The 22,511-nt window shown below is 64.2% G+C and carries 22 protein-coding genes; 12 read left to right on the top strand and 10 right to left on the bottom strand.

The window, feature by feature from the left end; genetic code table 11:
* The first annotated feature begins 95 nt into the window (after positions 1-95).
* From OSH05_RS03250 to OSH05_RS03235, 4 genes are all read left to right on the top strand, one after another.
* Positions 96-560: a hypothetical protein gene (locus OSH05_RS03250; protein ID WP_104217597.1), complete on the top strand. Its 465-nt coding sequence runs from the start codon at positions 96-98 to the stop codon at positions 558-560.
* Positions 561-567: 7 nt separating this feature from the next.
* Positions 568-1,092 carry an SF0329 family protein gene (locus OSH05_RS03245; RefSeq protein ID WP_104217598.1) on the top strand — a complete coding sequence of 175 codons (525 nt, stop codon included), beginning with the start codon at positions 568-570 and terminating at the stop codon, positions 1,090-1,092.
* Positions 1,093-1,154: 62 nt separating this feature from the next.
* Positions 1,155-1,901 carry an SDR family NAD(P)-dependent oxidoreductase gene (locus OSH05_RS03240; RefSeq protein WP_104217599.1) on the top strand — a complete coding sequence of 249 codons (747 nt, stop codon included), beginning with the start codon at positions 1,155-1,157 and terminating at the stop codon, positions 1,899-1,901.
* A 98-nt stretch (positions 1,902-1,999) separates the two neighbouring features.
* Entirely contained in the window at positions 2,000-2,374 is a 375-nt protein-coding gene (locus OSH05_RS03235; RefSeq protein WP_266352036.1) for a PepSY domain-containing protein, read from the top strand.
* On the opposite strand, the gene OSH05_RS03230 is transcribed toward OSH05_RS03235, so the two are convergent.
* Positions 2,371-3,303 (bottom strand): DMT family transporter, encoded by a 933-nt coding sequence (locus OSH05_RS03230; protein ID WP_266352035.1) that lies wholly within the window; start codon positions 3,301-3,303, stop codon positions 2,371-2,373. The two genes, OSH05_RS03235 and OSH05_RS03230, sit on opposite strands and share 4 nt — an antisense overlap.
* A 279-nt stretch (positions 3,304-3,582) precedes the next feature.
* On the opposite strand from OSH05_RS03230, the gene OSH05_RS03225 reads away from it, so the two are divergent.
* From OSH05_RS03225 to OSH05_RS03210, 4 genes are all read left to right on the top strand, one after another.
* Positions 3,583-4,824, top strand: a complete 1,242-nt coding sequence (locus tag OSH05_RS03225) for an efflux RND transporter periplasmic adaptor subunit (protein ID WP_104217600.1) — start codon at positions 3,583-3,585, stop codon at positions 4,822-4,824.
* Entirely contained in the window at positions 4,821-7,961 is a 3,141-nt protein-coding gene (locus OSH05_RS03220) for an efflux RND transporter permease subunit (protein WP_104217601.1), read from the top strand. The genes OSH05_RS03225 and OSH05_RS03220 overlap by 4 nt, the downstream gene beginning before the upstream one ends.
* A 107-nt stretch (positions 7,962-8,068) precedes the next feature.
* On the top strand, positions 8,069-8,863 hold the full coding sequence (locus OSH05_RS03215) for a transporter substrate-binding domain-containing protein (RefSeq protein ID WP_104217602.1): 795 nt from the start codon (positions 8,069-8,071) through the stop codon (positions 8,861-8,863).
* Between the two features lie 236 nt (positions 8,864-9,099).
* Positions 9,100-9,909 carry an amino acid ABC transporter permease gene (locus tag OSH05_RS03210; protein WP_104217603.1) on the top strand — a complete coding sequence of 270 codons (810 nt, stop codon included), beginning with the start codon at positions 9,100-9,102 and terminating at the stop codon, positions 9,907-9,909.
* Here the strand turns inward: OSH05_RS03210 and OSH05_RS03205 are convergent.
* The 7 genes from OSH05_RS03205 to OSH05_RS25095 form a co-directional block, all read right to left on the bottom strand.
* Complete coding sequence (locus OSH05_RS03205; RefSeq protein ID WP_133163049.1) at positions 9,904-10,515, bottom strand: hypothetical protein; 612 nt, start codon at positions 10,513-10,515, stop codon at positions 9,904-9,906. The genes OSH05_RS03210 and OSH05_RS03205 overlap by 6 nt on opposite strands.
* Positions 10,516-10,629: 114 nt before the next feature.
* Positions 10,630-11,301 carry a LutC/YkgG family protein gene (locus OSH05_RS03200; protein WP_104217711.1) on the bottom strand — a complete coding sequence of 224 codons (672 nt, stop codon included), beginning with the start codon at positions 11,299-11,301 and terminating at the stop codon, positions 10,630-10,632.
* Positions 11,298-12,722: a LutB/LldF family L-lactate oxidation iron-sulfur protein gene (locus OSH05_RS03195; RefSeq protein WP_104217605.1), complete on the bottom strand. Its 1,425-nt coding sequence runs from the start codon at positions 12,720-12,722 to the stop codon at positions 11,298-11,300. The genes OSH05_RS03200 and OSH05_RS03195 overlap by 4 nt, the downstream gene beginning before the upstream one ends.
* A gap of 6 nt (positions 12,723-12,728) precedes the next feature.
* A complete protein-coding gene (locus tag OSH05_RS03190; RefSeq protein WP_104217712.1) occupies positions 12,729-13,193 on the bottom strand; it encodes a DUF29 domain-containing protein in 465 nt (154 codons plus the stop codon).
* 121 nt (positions 13,194-13,314) lie between these two features.
* Entirely contained in the window at positions 13,315-13,854 is a 540-nt protein-coding gene (locus OSH05_RS03185) for an O-acetyl-ADP-ribose deacetylase (RefSeq protein WP_104217606.1), read from the bottom strand.
* An 8-nt stretch (positions 13,855-13,862) separates the two neighbouring features.
* Positions 13,863-14,630 (bottom strand): (Fe-S)-binding protein, encoded by a 768-nt coding sequence (locus OSH05_RS03180; RefSeq protein WP_104217607.1) that lies wholly within the window; start codon positions 14,628-14,630, stop codon positions 13,863-13,865.
* Between the two features lie 8 nt (positions 14,631-14,638).
* Positions 14,639-15,484: a FadR/GntR family transcriptional regulator gene (locus OSH05_RS25095; protein WP_104217713.1), complete on the bottom strand. Its 846-nt coding sequence runs from the start codon at positions 15,482-15,484 to the stop codon at positions 14,639-14,641.
* Between the two features lie 191 nt (positions 15,485-15,675).
* Between OSH05_RS25095 and OSH05_RS03165 the strand changes: the two genes are divergently transcribed.
* Positions 15,676-16,956 carry a DUF3422 family protein gene (locus tag OSH05_RS03165; protein WP_104217714.1) on the top strand — a complete coding sequence of 427 codons (1,281 nt, stop codon included), beginning with the start codon at positions 15,676-15,678 and terminating at the stop codon, positions 16,954-16,956.
* 11 nt (positions 16,957-16,967) lie between these two features.
* On the opposite strand, the gene OSH05_RS03160 is transcribed toward OSH05_RS03165, so the two are convergent.
* Both OSH05_RS03160 and OSH05_RS03155 read right to left on the bottom strand, forming a co-directional pair.
* On the bottom strand, positions 16,968-17,936 hold the full coding sequence (locus OSH05_RS03160; RefSeq protein ID WP_104217608.1) for a nucleoside hydrolase: 969 nt from the start codon (positions 17,934-17,936) through the stop codon (positions 16,968-16,970).
* 149 nt (positions 17,937-18,085) lie between these two features.
* Positions 18,086-19,006, bottom strand: coding sequence for a LysR family transcriptional regulator (locus OSH05_RS03155; RefSeq protein WP_165801467.1), 921 nt, complete (start codon positions 19,004-19,006; stop codon positions 18,086-18,088).
* Positions 19,007-19,250: 244 nt separating this feature from the next.
* Between OSH05_RS03155 and OSH05_RS03150 the strand changes: the two genes are divergently transcribed.
* The 3 genes from OSH05_RS03150 to OSH05_RS03140 are packed head-to-tail and all read left to right on the top strand — an operon-like array spanning position 19,251 to position 22,451.
* Positions 19,251-20,684: an FAD-linked oxidase C-terminal domain-containing protein gene (locus tag OSH05_RS03150; protein WP_104217716.1), complete on the top strand. Its 1,434-nt coding sequence runs from the start codon at positions 19,251-19,253 to the stop codon at positions 20,682-20,684.
* Between the two features lie 22 nt (positions 20,685-20,706).
* A complete protein-coding gene (locus tag OSH05_RS03145; protein WP_104217609.1) occupies positions 20,707-21,870 on the top strand; it encodes an FAD-binding protein in 1,164 nt (387 codons plus the stop codon).
* Between the two features lie 23 nt (positions 21,871-21,893).
* Positions 21,894-22,451, top strand: coding sequence for an endonuclease domain-containing protein (locus OSH05_RS03140; protein WP_323181443.1), 558 nt, complete (start codon positions 21,894-21,896; stop codon positions 22,449-22,451).
* The last annotated feature ends 60 nt before the right edge of the window (positions 22,452-22,511 follow it).

The following is a 22,511-nucleotide window of genomic DNA, read 5'->3' as shown; positions in this document are numbered from 1 at the left end:
GCGGCACATTAGCGGGGGGCCGGGGGAACGGCAAGGAAGGGGAGGACGGCGAACAGCGAACAGCGAACAGCGAACAGGTAACAAGGCGCTCCGTCATGAGGCCGAACTGGAGAAATTCGTGGCACAAGCCTTTAGTTGAAACTGCCGCAGAGACAATGGCCCAGGGCGTCTACGAAGCTATGATAGATAAGTATAGTAGTGATCGAGAAAATTTGACCAAATTGCTCCGGTCTCACTGTGTTGAATTTGGAGTTCGATACATCGCACCGTATAGCATAAATAATAACCTGCACGGTTTGGTCGAGTTTTGCGCATATATTCCAGATTTTGGAAGCAAAAACGGCGCTTTTGTCGATTTTTTTCCGGAAATGAATGTGATGGATTTGACCTATAGGAGATCTATCGCGAATAAGATGCGGGCATTTATTTCGTTTATCAATCCAGAATCGTTGGGCTCCGGTGCAGATTTCGTCGATTGTCTGGTCGACTGGGGCTACTATGGGAGCGATGAGCAATATAGCTCGAAGATGTTCGAACTCGGAATTCCTCGTTATAGATAATGACGCAATGAGATGGTCGAAGCTTAAGCAGCGGGTTGAAGAGCGCTTCGCTCCCGAAGCCGTCGGTCGGGTCGAGGTACATGTAACCCGCTATCACAGGGCTAACGATCGGGAAGGCGAGCTGTTCGTCACTCTCGACGGAACGAAAACATATGGCGCGTCGGACTGGAACTATTTCGCAGAAAAATACGGAAACGCGTTCAATTCCCCGAACCTCAAGAATTGGAAACCGATGGAAGAGGATGACGACGATTTGCTTGCGAGGGGTATCTGGTCTCAACACGAACTCATCGCCGGGATGTCGGAATCTCTCAATCAAACTATTGACGACATGCTCGCGAGTCCTCATCCGCTGATCCGCGCTCTCGCGATCCTCGACGTGCGTTGTGGACAGCGTCGACTGGCAAAATTGGACCTGGAGATCGAACACGAACTGGTCGTGAGATTTCACGGTTTGCGCACCGCCGGGCATCGTGCCTCGTTGGACACCGTCCAACAATCCCATTCGCGGAGCGAAGAGGCATCCGCTTGAAGTAGACCTTCCCCCCGAATCCATGCACGGATAGCCCGCTTAACAAAATCGGGAGGAACGCCATGACCGGGTCATCGAGGAACGTCGCCGTCATTACCGGGGGGACGCGCGGCATCGGCGCGGCGCTGGCGCGGGCGCTAGCGGCTCGCGACACCGATCTCGTGCTTTTTGGCCGAAATCGCGATTCGGAGGTCGAGAGCCTGCTGGCCGAACTTGGCAATCAGACATCCGTCGAGTTCGTCGCGGGCGATGCCGGCGATCCGGCGACCGCGCCAATTCTGGTCGACGCCGCTATGCAGCGCTTCGGGCGGATCGATTATCTGGTGCCGGCGGCGGGCGGCGGCGTGCCTGGAACCGCGCTGACCGTGACGCCGCAAGCCTGGGAGGATGCGTTCCGCGTCCACGTCCATGCGCCGTTCCATCTTTTCCGCGCCGCCCATGAAGCGCTCGCGGTGCGCGGCGGATCGGTACTGCTGGTTTCCTCGGTTGCCGGCCTTCGCGGCGTTCCGGGCGCGGTAGCTTATGCAACCGTCAAGGGCGCGTTGCTGCAACTAGGCCGCACGCTGGCGCGCGATCATGCCGGCGAGAACATCCGCGTCAATATCATATGCCCCGGCATCATCGAGACCCGATTCCACGCCGCGATGACGCCGGAAGCGCGCAAGAACAATCTCGAAAACCGCATCCCGCTGCATCGCTTCGGTACGGCGGAGAACGTCGCCACCGCCTCGATAGAACTGCTCACCAACCCCTTCATCACTGGCGAAACGCTGGTCGTGGACGGCGGCATGAGCATGCGCGTGGTCTGAGCCAAGAGGAACCAACAAGAGGAACCAATCCGCTTCAAGGCGCGTTCCTCTCCTGACGGGATGGCCCGATTGCCGTCCCTAACAACAGGAGAAGCGCCATGAAGAACAGAATTTTCCTCGCCGGCGCCGCCCTTGCGGCAGGCCTCTTTGCCGTCGCTCCCGGAGCCTCGGCCCAGGGCGTCATGATCGGCCCGGACGGCGTGCAGATCGTGCCGCCGGGCTTCGATCGCGGCCCGCCGCCGCCTCCGCCGCGCGGCTATGATCGGGATCAACAGCGTTATGGTGAGAATGACGAGATCGGCCCGCGCGAGGCGCGGCGGATCGCCCGTTCCGCCGGCATGGCGCAGACCTATGATGTCGGCCGTCGTGGCGGTGTCTGGATCGTGCGCGGTGAGGATCGCCGAGGCCGTGACCTTCGCGTCGTGATCAGCGCCCGCAGCGGCGAGGTCGTCAACGTCGATCGGCGCGGCTAACGCTTCCCAAGTACGATCCAGTTGCCGGCCATCACCAGCACGAGGCCGGTGATGGCCAGGATCGTCCAATGATAGCCCTCGAAGATTGTCGAGATCGCCAGCGCGAAGACGGGGAACATCACCGTCGAAAAGCCTGCCCGGCCGGAGCCGATCCGGCCGAGCAGCGTCAGATAGGCGAGGAAAGCGATCACCGAGGACACGATCGCCAGCCAGAGCAGCGAGGCGACATAGGTGACGCTCCAGTCGAAGGCGAAGGTCTCGCCATTGACGATCGCCATCCCGGCCAGCAGCAGCGCGCCATAGGCCATGCCGAAGGCATTGGCGCCGACGACCGAGACGCCACGGCGTTGGGTCGAAGCCGACAGCATGTTGCCGATGCAGAAGGTCAGCGTGCCGCCGACGCAGAGCGCGAGGCCGATCGCGGCATGGGCGTCGAAATCGGTACCCGCGATCTGCGGCCGGAACATCAGCGCCACCCCTGTGAAGCCGAATACCGCGCCGATCAGCGTCCGCCGCTCGACCGGTTGGCGCAGGAAGATCGCCGCCAGCAGCATGTTGAAGACCGAGGCGAGCGAGAAGATCACGGCGAGCAGCCCCGAGGGCAGCGCCCCACCGCCATGATAGAACTGCACGAAATTCATCGAGAACAGGAAGACACCGAGCCCGGCAAAGCGCAGATGTAGCGACGGGGCGAAGGAGAGCTTTTCCCGCCGGACGATCGCGACGGCGAAGGTGACGATCGCGGCGATGGCAAACCGCCAGGTCAGCGAGACCTCGGGCGCGATCGTGCCGAGCTGGAGCTTCAGTGCAATCCAACTCGTCGACCATGCGAAGACCACGACCGCATAGAGGGCGTAGTCGAAGCCATGCATCGGCCGCGTGAAAGGCAGAGCGGTGCGCCCGGCGGGAGAAGCTTCGGCTGCGCGCATCGCTGGTTCGGTTCCTGTTGCCGACGGGAGCTATGCTCTCGCGCCAGGTCGCCGTCCAATCAAAGCTCGTGAAGCGCGGTCGCAACGCTGCTGATGGATGGCGTTTCGTCCCATCCGTCAACGGAGTTGAGCACATAAGCGTGATCACCCGGTCCGAAACCACGGCCGGCGCTATGTCTGCCCTGTCCGGCGCTTCCTGGCGCGGCTTTTTGTCTCGACGGAGAGCCTCGCTCGCTCCGTTCAGTTGGCAGTCTCCATCGGTTCCAACAGGCGGCCGTCATGCGCAAACGAGTTCTTATCGGCGTCGGGTCTCTTCTCCTCATACTCGGCGCGGGCGCTGCCTATTTCCATTTTTCCATCCCGCCCAGCGGCACGGCTCTCGCGCAGGAGGCGCCCTCGGGCGGGGGCGGAAAGGGCGGCCGGCACGCAGGCGGCGGCGCGGCCCCGGTGAAAGTCGCGACGGCAACCACGGGCGATCTGCCCGTTCGCCGTTCGACCATCGGCTGGATCCAGTCCAAGGCGGCGACGACCATCACCACGCAGCAGACGGGCATCGTGACATCGATTGCCGTGGCGAACGGCCAGGAGGTCAAGACCGGCGATCTGATCCTCCAGTTCGACGACCGCGCGGCTGAGGCGACCCTGGCGCGCGATCACGCCGCGCTGGCGCGGGACCAGACAACGGTCGTGTCGACCACGGCCGATCTGCAGCGGGTTCAGGACCTCGTCAAACGCCAGGTCGATTCCGCCCAGCAACTGGATGTTTCGACAGCCGCCGCGGCGAGCGCCAAGGCCGTGATCTCGCTCGACGAGGCCAATATCGCCGCCGATCAGGTCGTCGTCGACGAAATGAAGATCCGTGCGCCGCATGCGGGCCGCCTCGGCGCGGTCGCGGTCACGGTCGGCAGCCTCGTCCAGCCTGGCAGCGCCATCGTGACGCTCACCGATGTCGACAACATCGAAGCCGTGTTCACGGTCTCCGATGCCGATGCCGGCCTGTTGCGGGCTTCGCTCGCTGAGGGAGCGGTGCCGGTGCATGTGCGCTCCGCCGACAGCGGAGGGGCCGGGGCTCCCGCGCTCGATGCCACGGTCGATTTCATCGACAGCACCATTGTCCAGGGCTCCGGTACCATGGCGGCCCGCGCCTCGCTGGCCAATGACAAGCGCCTGTTCTGGCCGGGCGAGGCGGTGAACATCGATGTGGATTTGTCGGTCCATCGCGGCATCGTGCTTGTTCCCTCGGTGGCCGTGCAGCAGGGGCAGAACGGGCCGGAGATCTTCGTCGTCAAGGCCGACGGCACGATCGATGTCCGCAATGTCGAGGTCGCGGGCATCGTCGGCGACCAGGCCGGCATTGCCAAAGGTCTCGCCAAGGGCGAGCAGGTCGTGACCGAGGGCCAGCTCTCGCTCACCGCCGGCCAGAAGGTGACGGTGCGCGACGCGTCCGGCGGGAGCGGCGGCGATCCGGCGTCCAAGAAGTCCCGTCCGGGCGCCGGCACGGCCACGGAGAATGCATCGTGAAGATCTCCGAGCTGTGCATCCGCCGCCCGGTCGCCACGACGTTGTTCTTCCTCGGCATCGCCATGGCCGGCATCTTCGCCTATCAGCAATTGCCGGTCGCGGCGCTGCCCGAGGTGAGCTTCCCGACCATCAGCGTTTCGGCCCAGCTCCCCGGCGCCTCGCCGCAGACCATGGCGACGGCGGTTGCGACACCGCTGATAAAGCAGTTCGAGACCATCTCCGGCATCGATACGATCAGCGCCACGAGCTCGCTCGGCTCCTCGCAGATCGTGCTGCAATTCGCGCTGAGCCAGAATATCGACGCGGCGGCCGGCGACGTTCAGGCGGCGATCGACCGGGCGCAGCGGCAATTGCCGACAAATATGACGAACCCGCCAAGCTACCGGAAGGTCAATCCGGCCGACGCGCCGGTGCTGTTCCTGGCCGTGCGCGGGCCGACGCTGCCCATGTCGACCATCGACGACTTCGCCGAGAACATCATCTCGCCGACCCTGTCGACCCTGACCGGCGTGGCCCAGGTTTCGGTCTATGGCGGCCAGACCTATGCCGTCCGTGTCCAGGTCGATCCGGACAAGCTGGCGACCCGCGGCATCGGCCTCGATCAGGTGGCGAGCACGCTGTCGGACGCCAACAGCCAGACGCCGGTCGGCACGCTGCAGAACAAGAGCCAGTCCTTCGTCATCGATGCGCCGACGCAGATGACCAACGCGGCCGAGTTCCGCCAATTGATCATCGCCGATTCGAACGGCAGTCCTGTTCGCCTCTCCGACGTCGCCAATGTCGTCGATTCCGTCGAGAACGCGCAGACGGCCGGATGGTATGATGGCGGCCGCTCGATCATCCTCGCCATCCAGCGCCAGCCGAGCGCCAATACCGTGGCCGTCGTCGACGCGGTGAAGGCGGCGCTGCCCAAGCTCGAAGCCTCGATGCCGGGCGCCATGACGATCAGCGTCCTCAACGATCGCTCGACCTCGATCCGCGCGGCGATCAGCGATGTCGAGATCACGCTCGGCATCACCATCGTGCTGGTCGTTCTGGTGATCTATCTTTTCCTCGGCAAGGCGTCGGCCACCATCATCCCCGCTCTTGCCGTGCCGCTATCGCTGGTCGCGGCCTTCGGCGGCATGTACTGGCTCGGCTTCTCGATCGACAATATCTCGCTGCTCGGACTGACGCTCGCCGTGGGCCTCGTCGTCGATGATGCAATCGTGATGCTCGAGAACATCATGCGCCATATCGAGATGGGCAAGGCTCCGTTCCAGGCCGCGCTCGACGGCAGCGCCGAGGTCGGCGCGACCATCGTCTCCATGACGCTGTCGCTCGTCGCCGTCTTCCTGCCGATCCTTTTGATGGGCGGCGTCGTCGGCCGTCTCTTCAACGAGTTCGGCGTCGTCGTCACGCTCGCGATCGCCGCCTCGGCCGTCGTCTCGCTGACGCTGACGCCGATGCTCGCCGCGAGACTACCACGCTCGGCGGCCGGGCATGGACGCTTCGGGCCGGCGGCCTGGTTCGAAATCGTCTTCAACAAGGTCGAGGGCGGCTATGGCCGCGGCGTCGCCTGGTGCATCGCCCACCGCTTCGTCATCCTGACGGTGTTCCTGGCGACGGTCGCCACCTCGGGCTGGCTGTTCGTGACGCTGCCGAAGGGCTTCTTTCCGGAGGAGGACATCAGCCAGCTTTCGGTGTCGACGCAGGCGCGCCAGGACATTTCCTTCGACGCCATGGTCGGCCTGCAGCGGCAAGTGGAAAGCGTCCTTCGCGCCTCGCCCTATGTCGAGCATGTCGCGACGTTCGTCGGGGGCGGGCCGGGTTCGCAGACGCTGAACTCCGGCTCGCTCTCCGTCCAGCTGAAGCCGAAGGACGAGCGGCCGCCGCTGTCCGACATCACCGCCGCGCTTCGCCGCGACCTCGGCAAGATCGCCGGCATCCGCTCCTACATCGTGCCGGTCCAGAATTTGCGCATCGGTGGCATGAATTCGGCCAGCACCTACCAACTCGTCGTGCAGTCGCTCGACGAGAAGTCCCTCGACGAATGGACGACGAAGCTGACGGACGCGATGCGGTCGGATCCTCGTTTCGTCGATGTCGCCAACAATCTGCAGAACAATGCGCTGCAGGCGCGCCTCGTCATCGACCGCGACAAGGCCGCCGCACTCGGCATCTCCGCCGCGACCTTGCGCACCACACTGGAGGACGGTTTCGGCACCGACGTCGCGACGACGATCCAGTCGACCGGGTCGAGCTATGACGTCATCCTGGAATATGACCCCGACATCGCCTGGTCGGATGCGAGCCTTTCGACGATCCGTGTTCGCTCCTCGACCGGCACTCTCGTGCCGCTATCGAGCTTTGCCAGCGTCGAGCGCGTTTCGGGCCCGGTGACGGTGAGCCAGCTCGGCCAGCTTCCGGCGGCGACGATTTCGTTCAACCTGCCGGCCGGCGTTGCGCTCGGCGAGGCAACCGACGCCGTTACTGCGCTGAAGGGCCAGCTCGGCGTGCCGGCGAATATCTATACGTCCTATGCCGGCACGGCGCAGGTGTTCCAGGATTCGCTCTCGACGCAAGGTATTCTGATCCTGGCGGCGGTGCTGACCATCTATGTCGTACTCGGCATGCTCTATGAGAGCTTCATCCATCCGCTGACCATCCTTTCGGGCCTGCCATCCGCCGCGCTCGGCGCACTCTTGGCGCTGCGCCTGTTCGGGCTCGACCTTTCGGTGATCGCGCTCATCGGCATCCTGATGCTGATCGGCATCGTGAAGAAGAACGCGATCATGATGGTCGATGTCGCGATCTCCGAGCAGCGCGACGAGGGGCGAAACGCGGCCGAGGCGATCCATCTCGCCGCCGTGCGCCGGTTCCGCCCGATCATGATGACGACCTTCGCGGCGCTCCTCGGCGCGCTGCCGATTGCGCTCGGCAGCGGCGCCAGCGCCGAATTGCGCCAGCCGCTCGGCATCGCCGTCGTCGGCGGCCTCGTCGTCTCGCAATTGCTGACGCTGTTCATCACGCCGGTCATCTATGTCGAGATGGAACGCTTCAGCGCTTTCCTCGGCCGTTTGCGCCGTCGGCCGGCGACGGGGAGTGAGGCGACGCCATCTCCGCATGCGGCGTTGCCTCAAGGAGCTGGCGAATAGGCGTGAGTCGTCATCCGCTACGCGAGCGGCTACAACATGCGAAGAACCGCTCCGCCGCCCTGGCGGGGCGGATCGCTGCCTTGTCGCTCAACGCTGGGACCTGAACCATGCGCCTTTTGAAGACCCTGGCCTTTGCGGGCCTCGCCGTGATTGCCGCCACGGCCTCCTTCGCCGCTGACCTGCCGGACCTCAAGGGCCGCACCATCGTCGCGGTGACCGAGAATGCCTATACCCCGCTCAATTTCGTTGATCCCAAGACGGGGCAAGGCATCGGCTGGGAATATGACGCCTTCAACGAGATCGCCAAGCGGCTGAACGCCAAGGTCGATTGGAAGCTCGCGAGCTGGGATACGATGATCCAGGCCGTGCGCGACGGCCAGTTCGATGTCGGCATGGACGGCATCACGATCAATGACGAGCGCAAGAAGCAGGTCGCCTTCTCCGACCCCTACATGGTCTCGCAGCAATATATGCTGGTGCGCGACGGCGAGAACCGCTTCACCGATGCGAAGTCCTTCGGCGCGAACAAGGATCTCCTCGTCGGCGCGCAGGCCGGCACGACCAATTTCTATGTCGCGATCTACAGCGTGCTCGACGGCGACGAAAAAAACCCGCGCGTCAAGCTGTTCGAAACCTTCGGCGCTTCGGTACAGGCACTGAAAGGCGGCGATGTCGACACGGTTCTGATGGACCAGACCTCGGCCAATGGCTACATCGGCGCCTCGCCGGGCTCGTTCAAGATTGTCGGCGGTCCGCTCGGCACCGAGGAGTTTGGCTTCATCCTGAAGCCCGGCTCCGACCTGGTCGAACCCATCAACGCCGCGATCGCCTCGATGAAGGCCGACGGCACCTTCGACAAGCTGAACCAGAAATGGTTCTACGAATATCGCGCCGGGCAGTAGCTTCTCTTGACGCCCAATCTTGCAGAACCTGGCTCCCCCTCTCCCTCCGGGAGAGGGCTTCGCACCTTGGCGAGCGTAGCGAGCTTAGGTGCGAAGGGTGAGGGTCTTTCCCTTCACCGAAATGCGCCAAGACCCTCACCCTTCCGGCCTAAGCCTCTCGGCCGCTTCGCGTCCTGCGAGGCCAAGGCCGAAAGCCCTCTCCCAGAGGGAGAGGGAAGGGAGAGCGTCTCGTTCCCATGACCCCGCCTCGGAAGCCTGGCCGCGAGATTCCCTATTGGCTGCTCGCCATTGTCTTGCTCGGCGTGCTCTTCCTCTGGCTGATCGTCTCGAACGGCGACTATGCGAACATCTTCGCCGCCGTGCGGCAGGGCGTGTTCGTCACGCTCTGGGTGACGGCCATCGCCTTCGCGCTCGCCACGGCGCTAGGCCTCGCCATCGCGATGGCGCGAACCTCGCGGCACAGGGTCCTGCGCGAAGTCTCGACCTTCTATGTCGAGATCGTGCGCGGCGTCCCGATGCTGGTGCTCCTGTTCTACATGGCCTTCGTCGGCGCGCCGCAACTGGTCGCCGCGTGGAATTTCGTCCTCGCGAGGCCGATCGAATGGGGCGTGCTGCCAGCCTTCACGGTGCGCGATTTCGACATGAGCGCGCGGGCCATCGCCGCTTTGATGATCGGCTATTCGGCCTTCCTCGCCGAGATCTTTCGCGCCGGGATCGAGGCGGTGCCGCGCGGCCAGACCGAAGCGTCGTGGTCGCTCGGCATGAGCCGCCTGCAGACCTTCCGCCTCGTCACCCTGCCGCAGGCGACCCGCACCATCCTGCCGCCGCTCGGCAACGACTTCGTCTCGATGATCAAGGATTCCGCACTGGTCTCGGCGTTGGGCGTCCAGGACCTGACCCAGCTCGGCAAGGTCTATTCATCCTCGACCTTTCTCTTCTTCGAAACCTACAACGTGGTGGCGTTCCTCTATCTCGTCATGACTATCAGCCTTTCGCTGCTGGTCCGGGCGCTGGAGGCAAGGATGCGGAAGAGCGAGCGATCATAGCTGAATAGAATATAGAAATCTATGCAATATTGGTGCAAGGCTTACAATAAAGCCCAAAAAGAAAAGCCTGATTCCGATCTTTAAGAGCTTAGTATTTTCTGACATTCGTTTATTGTTGTCTTTGATTTGTTGGCTATAGTGTACTGCCGAGTGGGTCAACGAGTCTTTGAATGTCAGTCCCCGCTTTATGTCATCCACCCAATTCTCCGGGTCATTGCCCAAAAAATCGAAGTCGATAGGCTCTGCCGCTCTGAAGGCAAGTAGCATTGATACAAATGAGAAAATAAAGAAAATCGACAAAGACACAGCCGCGTAGGTGAGTTTTCCATCTGGAGAAAGTTGTGACACGGCAACGATAGCGGCAATCGATCCAGCCGAAAGGCTCGCCATAACTGATCCAAAAGTCATGGCTCGTGCATCGGATTGGAGTGCTGCAGTTAATTGGGACTCTGAATACAACTCAGCTTGTCGAATTATCTCCTGAATTGTATCTTCAGTCGCTCTATTTAGATCGTCAAAGAGAGGCATAGCATGGATATCGCGGTACTGCCTAGCAAACCCCCCACCGGAAAGAAAAGCCCCGGCTCTGGCACTTTCCGGGACCACGATACCTCAAGACCTTCGCAGAAGCCAATACCACCCTCGAAGACAGTTCCACCTTCGAAGCCGCCCCCACCTTCGAAGCCGAAGAACTGACTCGAATACTTGGATCGATCGACTTTACCCCACCACCACGATATGCAGGCTCCTCGGCCCGTGCGCGCCGAGCAGCAGCTTCTGCTCGATGTCGCCGGAGCGGGACGGGCCGGTGATGAAGTTCACCGTGCGCGGCAGCACGCCGTCGCCATAGCGGGCACGGACGCGGTCGAAGGCGCTTTCATAGTCTCCGACGATGTCGCCGGCCGAGAGCACGACGATGTGGTAGTCCGGCAGGAAGTTGAGCGTCGACGGGTTGTCCGGTCCGGAGAGCATGACGACGGTGCCGGTTTCGGCGACGCCGGCCTCGGCATGGCTCAAACCGACGAGGTCGCGGCCGGCGGTTGGGCCGGTCGAGATTGAAAGCTGCGGCGCCTTCTCCCAAGGGAGCGAGGCGAGGCGTAGATCCTCGCCATGCTTCAGTTCCGCCGGCAAGTTCTTCGAGCGCAGATACATCGCGATCGCCTCGGGAACGAGGACGGCCGAGGGCACGCGCTCAACGCTCGCCAGCGCCTTGTCGGCCTGCTGGACGAAGAGCGCGATTCGCTCTGGCTCGGGAAGCTGCCCGCGCGCCGGAATCACGCCGCGCGGTACATTGGCGAGCCGCTCCGCCACTTCGCGCCGGCGCGATTCCTCGTTGCCGGTGACGCCGAGCGACTGCCGAATCTTGGAGAGAACCGCTTCACGCCCGTTCATGCTGCCGACCCCCGCTTCGCCTTCCACTGCTGCTGGAACGTTGCCCCCTCCGGTGCCGGGAAATCGCGATATTTCGTCCAGCCACCGGCGAGCGGCAGGAAGGTGAACTTGCCCCTGGAACGGCCGAACGCACCTAGCACGCGCATCGCGAGGCCCGTGCCGAACTGGTAGAGCTTTGGCCGCTTGGCGAAGAACGACCAGAAGGAGAGCCCCCAGCGCACGGTGGCGGGCGAGAGGTTGCGCTCGAATTCGCGCTCGCGCCAATGCCGCATCATCTTCGGCAGCGGAATGCGCATCGGGCAGACGCTCTCGCAGCGCCCGCAAAAGGTCGAGGCATTGGGCAGGTGCCCAGTGTGATCGATGCCGACCAAAGTCGGAGTCAGCACGGCGCCCATCGGGCCCGGATACACCCAGCCATACGCATGGCCGCCGACCGTATGATAGATCGGACAATGGTTCATGCAGGCGCCGCAGCGTATGCAGCGCAGCATGTCCTCGAACTCGGTGCCGAGCATCGACGAGCGGCCATTGTCGAGGATGACGACGTGGTATTGCTCCGGCCCGTCTGGATCGCCTGGGCGGCGCGGACCGGTGGAAAACGTCGTGTAGACCGACATTTCCTGCCCGGTCGCCGAGCGGGCCAGCACGCGCAATATCTGCGAAGCGTCGTTCAGCGTCGGCGTGATCTTCTCGACCGAGGCGATGACGATGTGGATTTTGGGCAGAATCTGCGTCAGGTCGCCATTGCCCTCATTGGTGACGATGACCGAGGTGCCGGTCTCGGCGATGAGGAAATTGGCGCCGGTGATGCCGACATCGGCGGCGAGGAATTTCTCGCGCAAGACGGATCGCGCCTCGCTCAGGAGCGAGGCAGGCTCAGTGAGGTCGCGGTCGGCGGGGAAATCCTTGTGCACGCGGCGGAAATCGGCCTCGACCTGCTCCTTGTTGAGGTGCACGGCTGGGGCGATAATGTGGCTCGGCCCCTCGTGGCGGAGCTGGATGATGTATTCGCCGAGATCGGTCTCGACGGTGCTCATGCCCTGCGCCTCGAGATGATCGTTGAGGCCGATCTCCTCGGCGATCATCGACTTGCCCTTGGTCACGGTCTTGGCGGCGACGCTCCTGCAGATCGCAGCGATGATCTCGCAGGCGTCCTTCGCCGTCTCCGCGAAATGGACGTGCCCGCCAGCCTCGGTCACCTTGGCCTCATAGGCTTCCAGATAGAGGTCGAGATGGGCGAGCGTGTGGTTCTTGATGTCGCGCGCATTGTCGCGGAGCGCCTCGAATTCCGGCAGAGCGGCGGCGGCCTTGGCCCGCTTGTCGATGAAGCCGACACGCACATTGCTGAGCGCCTTCTGCAACGGCTCGTCGTGCAGCGCGTGGCCGACATTCGACTTGAACTGAGGCGAGGTGAGATGCAACGAGGCCTACTCCGGCAGGAAGTCTTCTTGGCGGAGCTGTTCCAGCGTCCATGGGCATTCGGCGGGGAAGGCGGATTTGGGCAGGCCGGTTTCGTCTGCGGCTTCGCGCACAGACCTTCGATAGACGCGATCGACAATCTGGCCGGCCTGGCCTGCCAGAGTCCTGCTGTCCACCTCCCGACTCTGGATGTTGTCGCGTTCCCTGCCAATCGTGACCCTCCACGACGTCGATCGTTTCGACGGCTGGAACTTCCACTTCAGCAGATGCGCGATGAGCAGGCGATAGGATGACTCGAGCGCATGCAGCTTCTCGCTCCCCATGTCCTCGAGTTCCCTGATCACGTTGGGCAGGTCGACTTCGTTGATCCGCTTCAGCCGCAGCAATTCGATTTGCTCGTAGAGCCACAGATAGTCATCGTCCTCGTAGTCCGTCGGCGGATTGTAGAGCGGCTTTTCCTTGGCGAGGCCCATGGTCTTCTCCAGACGCGGCTCAGAAAGTTCTGTGTCGATCATGACACGTTCGCCCCAAAGGGGCGAGATTGTCCGGCAATTCCGGCTCCGCTGGGCGGCCTGGGGCACATCGCCGGGCGCATCAGCTTTCCTCGGCGAAGGCGGCTTGATAGTGCGCCGCGCTGGAGGGATCGAAGCAGCAGAAGACGACGCTTTCGATCGCCGCATCGGCGATCGCGCGGCGTGTCGTCGACACCGCGATCCGGGCCGCCAGATCCCCCGGGAAGCGATAGATGCCGGTCGAAATGGCCGGAAAGGCGATCGACCGGATATCGTGCCGGACCGCCAGAGCGAGCGAATTGCGGTAGCAGCTTTCCAGCAGTTCTGGTTCACCCTTGTCGCCGCCCTGCCAGACCGGCCCGACCGTGTGGATCACGCGCCGGGCTGGCAGCTTGTAGCCTTGGGTGATCTTGGCTTGACCCGTCTTGCAGCCATGCAGCATCCGGCATTCTTCCGCGAGCTTCGGGCCGGCCTTGCGGTGGATCGCGCCGTCGACACCGCCTCCACCGAGCAGCGATGAGTTCGCGGCGTTGACGATCGCGTCCAGTTCGAGCGTGGTGATATCCGCGATGATGACGGAAAGCTCCGTGCCGTTCTCGACGAGGAGAGCCGGGATCTGCATGGGCTACGTTACCGCTTCTCGCCGATCGCCGGGCCTTCGGCCATGCCGGCCAGCACCTCGGCGACGTGGCGGACTTGGATCTTCGAGCCTTCGCGCTTCAGCTTGCCGGCCATGTTCATCAGGCAGCCGAGATCGCCGGCCAGCAGCGTCGTGGCGCCGGTGGTCTCGATATCGGCGGTCTTGCGCTCGACGATCGCGTTCGAGATGTCGGGATATTTGACGCAGAAGGTGCCGCCGAAACCGCAACACACGTCCGGGTCCTGCATCTCGGTGAGCTTCAGCCCCTCGACCGAGGCGAGCAGCTTGCGCGGCTGCTTCTGAATGCCGAGCTCGCGCAGTCCTGAGCAACTGTCGTGATAGGTGACGCTGCCGGCGAAGCGCGCCTCGACCGTGCCGACGCCGATGACGTCGGTGAGGAACGAAACGAGTTCATAGGTCTTGGCGGTGAAGGCGCCGACGCGCGACGCCCAGGAGGCGTCGCCCCTGAAGAGATCGCCATAATGCGACTTCATCATGCCGGCGCAGGAGCCGGACGGCGCCACGACATAGTCATAGGGCTCGAAGGCCGCGATGACGCCTTCGGCGATGGCGCGCGCATCGGCCCGGTCGCCGGAATTATAGGCGGGTTGGCCGCAGCAGGTCTGCGCCGCCGGCACGAAGACCCGGCAACCGGCATCCTCGATGAGCTTGACGGCAGCGAAGCCCACATTCGGGCGGAACAGATCGACCAGGCAGGTGACGAAGAGGCCAACGGTGGGTTGCTTCGTGGTGGGCATCGTCGCTTCTATCCCTTGCGTGCCGTATTCTTGCTCTTGGCATCCGTGGTCTTGATCGCCGTCCGACGGATGGGACGACCGACATTCGCCTGCTCTTCCAGCCGTATGAGGCGCAGCGTCGCGATCTCGAGTCGCGCGCCAGCCTCTGCCTCGGCCTTCAGCGCGGTTTCGATATAGTCGATATGGTCGATCGCGGCGCGGCGGCTCGCCGCTGCGTCGCTGGCGAGGATCGCGTCCAGGAGGGCGCGGTGCTGGTCGAGAATCGCGTCGCGGGCGCCACCCCGATAATAGAGCCGGCTGCGGTTCTGGAAGACGCCGTCCGAGAGCAGACGGTAGCAGGCGCGCAGCACATGGATCATGACGATGTTGTGCGTCGCCTCACCGATCCCTTTGTGGAACTCGACGTCGAGCGACGCCTCGCGGGCGAAGTCGGTCGCCGCATGCGCGGCTTCCATCTCGGCGAAGAGCCGTTTCAGGATGATCCGGTCGGCTTCGGTCGCTCGGTTGGCCGCCATGGCGGAAGCCGTCGCCTCGATCTCGCGGCGGAATTCGAGATAGTCGCCGCCGGCCTTGGGGGAGGCGGCGATCAGGCTGACGATCGGTGCGGCGAATATATCGCCCTCGATGGCCGCGACATAGGTTCCGCCGCCGTGGCGGCTCTCGATCAGGCCATGGCCTTCGAGCGCCTTCAGCGCCTCGCGCAGGATCGGCCGCGACACGCCGAGCTGCACGGCAAGATCGCGTTCGCCCGGCAGACGGTCGCCCGGATGCAGAACGCCTTCGAGCACCAGATGCTCGATCTGGCGCGCTACATCGTCGGCGGTGGCACGGGGTGCGACAGGCTGGAACAGCATGGCGCCATCTATCACCGATGGATTGGAACTGGTCAAGAAATCGATCCAGTTCGGAAACGGCAGCATTGTGCCATCTCGGCGGGCGTGAAGCAGGATTAATTTCTGGGTCTGAAGTACTGTTTGTCGGAGGGCATGCGGTTGCGCGAGCCGGACGAACCCGTCTAATGGCGGCTCGCAAGGGGGAGGGCGCCATGCGCGAAGGACCAGGCCGCTTCACGGACCATCCGCTCAGGGCGGCGGCCTTGCACGAGGTGCATGCGCGGCCCTTCCAGATGATGGAAGCGCCGCGGATCGTGCTCCATCTCGCCTTCATGACCGATGCGGCGCAGGCGGGGGCCGCGCGCGAGCGTCTCGCCGCGCTTTGCCTGCGCAACGGCCTTCCCATGCCGGCCGACCATGCGCGCCACCATGTCGTGCCGCTTTCCGGCGGCTTTCTGCGCTGGGAGGCGCATGCCGAATTCACGACCTATAGCTGGGACGCGCGCGGCGGAGTGGGTGCCCTGCCGGCGGAAACGCCGTTCGGCGAGGCCTTCGAGGCGCCCGGCCCGCTGATGGTGGCAGCAAGGCTCGATCTCCTGCGCGACGAACGCCCCGTCGCGCATCTGGTCGAGAATTTCGATCCGGGTTCGCTGGCCGTGTCGCAGGCCGCCGGCGGCCGCGTGGTGATCGCGACGGATTTCCGTGAGGATGGCGACGGCTATACGCGTCTTCTCGTCGTCGATCGCGGTCTTGGTCCGCAGGAGGCCGGGCCGATCGTGCAGCGCCTCCTGGAGGTCGAGACCTACCGGACGCTCGCGATGCTCGGCCTGCCGGAGGCCCAGCGCCTGCAGCCGGAGATCCGCCGCGTCGAGAACGAACTGGTCAAGATCGGCGGCCTTTTCCGCGCGAGCGAGGGGCTGGAGGCCAATCGGGACCTGCTCGACGAATTGACGCTGCTGGCCGGCGAAGTCGAATCCGGCGCGGCCGAAACCTCGTTCCGGTTCGGCGCTTCAAGAGCCTATGCCGAGATCGTCGGCCTGCGTTTGAAGGCGATGGATGAACAGCCGATCGAGGGCTATTCGAGCTTTTCCGATTTCCTTGCCCGGCGCATGCAGCCGGCGATGCGCACCTGCCAGACGCTGGAGAACCGCCAGCAAGATCTGTCGCGTAAGCTCGCTAGAGCCGCCGCCCTGCTGCGCGCCCGCGTCGATGTCGAACTATCCCAGCAGAACCGCGCGCTGCTCGATTCCATGAACCGCCGTGCCCGCCTGCAACTCCGTCTGCAGCAGACGGTCGAGGGGCTGTCGGTGGCGGCGGTCAGCTATTATGTCGTCGGCCTGATTGGCTATCTCGCCAAGGGCTCCTCGGTCCTCGGCGTCGAGCTCGACCCGGCCCATGTCACGGCCTATGCGGTGATCCCGGTGGCCCTGATGGTCTGGTTCGTCGTTCGCCGGGTGCGCGGAGAGCACAAGGACGGACCCGGCGACGACTGAGTTCCTGCGCCTCAGGCGGTCCGCGAGAACGCTTCCTTCAAGAGCGCGAAGAACAGGTCGCGATCGGCGTCGAAGGCGACATGGCAGTTCGGTGCCTTGCGGCGGAATGCTTCCGTGCGGACCTGCGTGTCGATCACGGTGCGCCCGACGGTCAGGGTTCCGGCGGTCTCGACATCCACATGCAGGAACTTGGTCGTGATCACCTCGGGACGGATCAGCGAGGCGACGGCGAGCGCGTCATGGATCGGTGCATGGCCACCGCCGGGCAGCGGCTGCACGGCGTCATAGGCGGCGATGCGGTGATTGATGAACAAGGACGCCGCCTTGCCGGCCGGCGTGCCGAGACCCTCCAGCGTGGCGCTGTTCTGGGAGGAGAGCGAGGCCTGGTAGGTCGCGTCGAGCGGCACCAGCGTGATCTTGCGGAAGCCGGCCTGGAACACCATCGCCGCCGCTTCGGGATCGGCCCAGATGTTGAATTCGGCCGCCGCCGTGACATTGCCCCAGCCATGGGCGCCGCCCATGATCACGACCTCGGGCACGTTGTCGACGAATTTCGGATCGAGTGCGAGCGCCGCGGCGATGTTGCTGAGCGGCCCGACCGGCACCAGCGCGATCTCGTCGGTCGCGGCGCGATAGGTTTCGATCAGGAATTCGACGGCGCCCGTCGCTTGCTTCTTCAGGGTTGTCTCGGGCAGCGGCAGCGTCGGACCATGGATCTTGCTCGACTGGTCGCCCTCGCGGCGCGGCACCGGGAATGTGCGGCGCGCCAGCGGCCGCGTGAGGCCCTCGAAGACGGGGATTTGCGGCATGCCGATATACTCGACCACCCGTAGCGAGTTGTCCGTGCAGTTCTCGACCGCCGTGTTGCCGTTGACCGTGGTGCAGGCCACCAGTTCCAGTTCGGGATGCAACGCCGCGAGCATGATGGCGATCGCGTCGTCCGTTCCGGTGTCGACGTCGAGGATAAGCTTCTTGGCCATGGGGAGTTCTCTCTATCGGATGATTTTGGCTCGCGGGAGGTCGGGCCGCAGCGTCTTGTTGTTTTGGGGAGGCACCGTTGAAGGGACGGCATCGCGATTATGGCACGAGTGAAAATGCAAGTCGCGATGTCACGCGGCCATGCGGGATTTCATTCCCGGATAATTGTGCCCAGCCCTTCGTCCCATTGCGGGTGCTCGCCATAGAGGGAGGCTAGAAAATCGATGAAGAGGCGCACCTTCGCCGCCAGGAAGCGCCGGCTCGGATAGACGGCATGGACCGCGACGCGGCGCGAGGCGCGATAGGCCGGCAGCACATGGACGAGCCGGCCTTCGCGCAGTTCCGGCCCGACATCCCATGTCGAACGCAGCGCAATCCCAAGGCCGGCGATCACCGCCTCGCGCACGACCTCGTTCGAATGGGTCTTGAGCCGTCCCTCGACATGGAACGTCACCGGCCCCTGCGGCCCTTCGAGGCGCCAGGGATCCTGCCCCGCGGTGGCGAGCAGATGGTGGCGCGAGAGATCGGCGAGCGTCTTTGGCTCGCCATGGATGGCGAGATAGCCGGGTGTCGCGCAGAGCAGGCGATGGTTGGGCGCCAGCCGCCGCGCCACGAGGCTCGAATCGGTCAGTTCGGCGATGCGGATCGCGACATCGACACCTTCCTTGACCAGATCGACGAAATCGTCGGAGAGCACAAGGTTGATGGTCAGCCCCGGATTGGCGTCGAGGAAGGGGCCGAGATGCGGCGCGATATGCAGGCGGCCGAACGAAGTCGGGGCCGAAACCTTGAGGGTGCCACGGGCGGCGGCGGAGCGCCCGCCGACATAGGCTTCCGCCTCCTCGATCGAGGCGAGGATCTGCACGACGCGCTCGTTGAAGCCGCGCCCGGCCTCGGTCAGCGCGATCTGCCGCGTCGTGCGTTGAAGCAAGCGCGTGCCGAGCCGGTCCTCCAGCCGCTTCAGCCGCTTGGAGACGACGGCCGGCGACAAGCCGAGTTCACGCCCCGCCGCCGACAGGCTGCCGGCAGTCACGACGCGCGCGAAGATCTCCATGTCGGTAAAGTCGCTCATTGCGGATCATACTGGCAACAAAGCACGGCGATTTTCAATGGTGGGGAAAGGATGATTGTTTGGCCGCAAGGCTTGGGGGTGGCGCCATCGGCGCATAAGATAAGAGTCGCTCTAGAATAAAGCTCCGTCATCCCGGCCGGAGCGAAGCGCCGGGCCGGGATTCATGCAGCCGTAGGATGGCGGCTGAATGGATCCCGGCTTTTGCGGGGATGACGGCTATTCGGGTGCCTGCCGGGAGGGTTTGATGTCCGCCATTTTGATGCCGAAGCCCGATGAGCGCGTGCTAGCGCGGCGCGATGCGATCATCGCCGGCCTCGCTGCGCTGCTGCCTGCAGCCTCGCTGATCACCGAGGAGGACGAGCGCCGCGCCTATGAGACCGACGCGCTCACCGCCTATCGCCAGATCCCTCTCGCCGTCGTGCTTCCGCAGACGACCGAGGAAGTCTCGGCTGTGATGAAGTTCCTGAACGCCGAGGGCGTCAAGGTCGTGGCGCGCGGGGCCGGCACCTCGCTTGCCGGCGGCGCACTGCCGACGGCCGATGCCGTCGTGCTCGGCGTCTCCAAGATGAACCGCATCCTCGAAATCGACACCGCCAACCGCACCATCCGCGTCGAGGCCGGCGTCACCAATCTCGGCGTCTCCGGTGCCGTGAACCATCTCGGTTTCTTCTATGCGCCCGATCCGTCGAGCCAGCTCGCTTGCACCATCGCCGGCAATATCGCGATGAATTCCGGCGGCGCGCATTGCCTCAAATATGGCGTCACGACCAATAATGTCCTCGGCATCAAGATGGTGCTGGTCGACGGCACGGTGGTCGAGATCGGAGGCGCCGCGCTGGACAGCGCCGGCTATGATCTTCTCGGCCTCATGGTCGGATCCGAGGGCCAGCTCGGCATCGTCACCGAGGCGACATTGCGCATCCTGCCGATCGCCGAGGGAGCACGGCCGATGCTGATGGGTTTCCAGTCGGCGGAGGCCTGCGGCGCCTGCGTCGCCGCGATCATCGGCTCGGGCATCATCCCGGTCGCGATCGAATATATGGACCGCCCGGCCATCAAGGTCTGCGAGGCCTTTGCTCATGCCGGCTATCCGCTTGATGTCGAGGCGCTGCTCATCATCGAGGTGGAGGGCTCCGAAGCCGAGATCGCCGATCTCATCGGCAGGATCACGGCCATCGCCGCCGAGTTCAATCCTTCCACCATGAAGGTCTCGCAGTCCGAAGCCGAGAGCGCGGCAATCTGGAAGGGGCGCAAATCCGCCTTCGGCGCCATGGGCCGCATCGCTGACTATATGTGCATGGACGGCACCATCCCGACCGGCTGCCTGCCGCAGGTGCTGACCGGCATCTCCGATATCTGCGCCGGTTACGGGCTGCAGGTCGCCAACATCTTCCATGCGGGTGATGGAAATCTGCATCCGCTTGTCTTGTTCAACGCTAATCAGCCGGGCGAACTGGAAAAGGCGGAAGATGCTGGCGCCGACATATTGAAGCTCTGCGTCGAGGTCGGCGGCTGCCTGACCGGCGAGCACGGCGTCGGCGTCGAGAAGCGCGAACTGATGATCCACCAGTTCAACAAGATCGATCTGGACCAGCAGATGCGCGTCAAGACGGCGCTCGACCCGCAATGGCTGCTCAATCCGCACAAGGTGTTCCCGCTCGAAGGACGGCCGGTTTGATGGGCTTCAAAGAGTACGGCGCATGACCTCCATCCTCCTCCCCGAGGCCGAAGCCGAGATCGAGGCGATCGTTGCCGAGGCTGCCAGCTCGAACAGCCCGCTCGCCATTCACGGCGGCGGCACGCGCGACATCGGCCGGCCGGTGCAGGCCGCGCGCATTCTGTCGACTCAGGCCATGACCGGCATCACGCTCTACGAACCATCCGAGATGGTGATCGCGGCGCGCGCCGGCACGAAACTCGCCGAGATCGAGGCGACGCTGAAGGCGAGCCGCCAGCGTCTCCCCTTCGAGCCGATTGACTGGCGTCCGCTGCTCGGAACCAGGGGTGAGCCGACCCTCGGCGGCGTCACGGCCTCCAATGCCGCCGGTCCGCGCCGCATTCAGGCCGGAGCCGCGCGCGATCATCTGATCGGCATCCGTGCTGTCACCGGCCGCGGCGAGACGATCAAGTCCGGCGGCCGCGTCATGAAGAACGTCACGGGCTATGATCTCGTGAAGCTCATGGCCGGCTCCTGGGGCACGCTCGGCATCCTGACCGAGGTCACCTACAAGGTGTTGCCGGAGGCCGAGACCGAGACGACGCTAATCCTCGAAGGCCTTTCGGCGGAGCGCGCCGTCGAGGCCATGTCCATGGCGCTCGGTACGCCGTTCGAGATCACCGGAGCCGCCCACATTCCGGGCGCGCCCTCGCAAACCCTGCTGCGTTTCGAAGGCTTCACCGCCTCCTGCGCCTATCGCCGCGACCGCCTCGTCGCGATTTTGAAGCCGTTTGGCGCCGCGACCGCTATCGAGGGCGACGCCTCGCAGGCACTCTGGCGGCCGATCGCCGATGTGACGGCGCTTGGCGACGCGCCGGGCGATGCCGTCTGGCGGATTTCGGTCAAGCCGTCCGAAGGCCCGGCAGTGGGCGGGCGCCTCGAAACCGAACTCGGCAGCAGCCTGCTCTATGACTGGGGCGGCGGCCAGATCTGGGCTAGCGCCCGCGACGAAGGCGACGCCGGCGCGGCGATCGTTCGCGCCGCGATAGCGCCGGGCGGCCACGCGACGCTCGTCCGCGCCTCGCCGGTCACCCGCGCGGCGGTCCCGGTCTTCGAGCCTCAGCCAGCAGCGGTCGTCGCGATGGCCGAGAAGGTCCGCGCGGAGTTTGACCCCGCTGGTGTTCTCAATCCGGGGAGGATGGGGTGATCACCACGTCCCAACCGAGTTCCATGCCTGCCGACCCCCCTCTCCAGCTCTCCTCCACAATGGGGGAGAGGGCCGGCCTGAGTTCTTCATCAATGCCAGTGAGATCGACGGTTACTTTTTTCTCCCTCCCCCCTTGTGGGGGAGGGCGGGGGAGGGGGGTCGGCTGCCGAGGCATAGGGAGGCGCGCGATGTCGGATGACGGCAGGAAGCGCTCGACAAAGCCGGTCGCTCCACTCCTGAGGCAGAGATCCCACGAACTCCGTCAGGTTATGTCGGAGCCGGAGCAGATCATCTGGAAGCACCTCCGCGCGCATCGCTTCCATGGGCTCGGCTTTCGCCGGCAGGTTCCGATCGCCGGCTACGTCGTCGATTTCGTCTGCCATGAACGACGTCTGATCGTCGAAATCGATGGCGCGACCCATGCCGCTGACGACGCCATCCGTAGAGATGAAGTTCGCACCCGTCGCCTGGAAGCCGAAGGTTATCGTGTCGTTCGCTATTGGAACAATGACGTCATGACCAACATCGAGGGCGTCCTGCTCGATCTCGCCGATGTGCTCGATCCGGGGAGGATGGAGTGACCGTCATGTGCCGGCTGAATTCCATGCCTGCCAACCCCCCTCTCCAACTCTCCCCCACAA

This window comes from Kaistia algarum (genome assembly GCF_026343945.1).
In the GTDB taxonomy this organism is placed as follows: Bacteria; Pseudomonadota; Alphaproteobacteria; order Rhizobiales; family Kaistiaceae; genus Kaistia; species Kaistia algarum.
The sequence above is the reverse complement of the archived record's forward strand: the minus strand, read 5'-3'. Positions and strand labels throughout refer to the sequence as shown.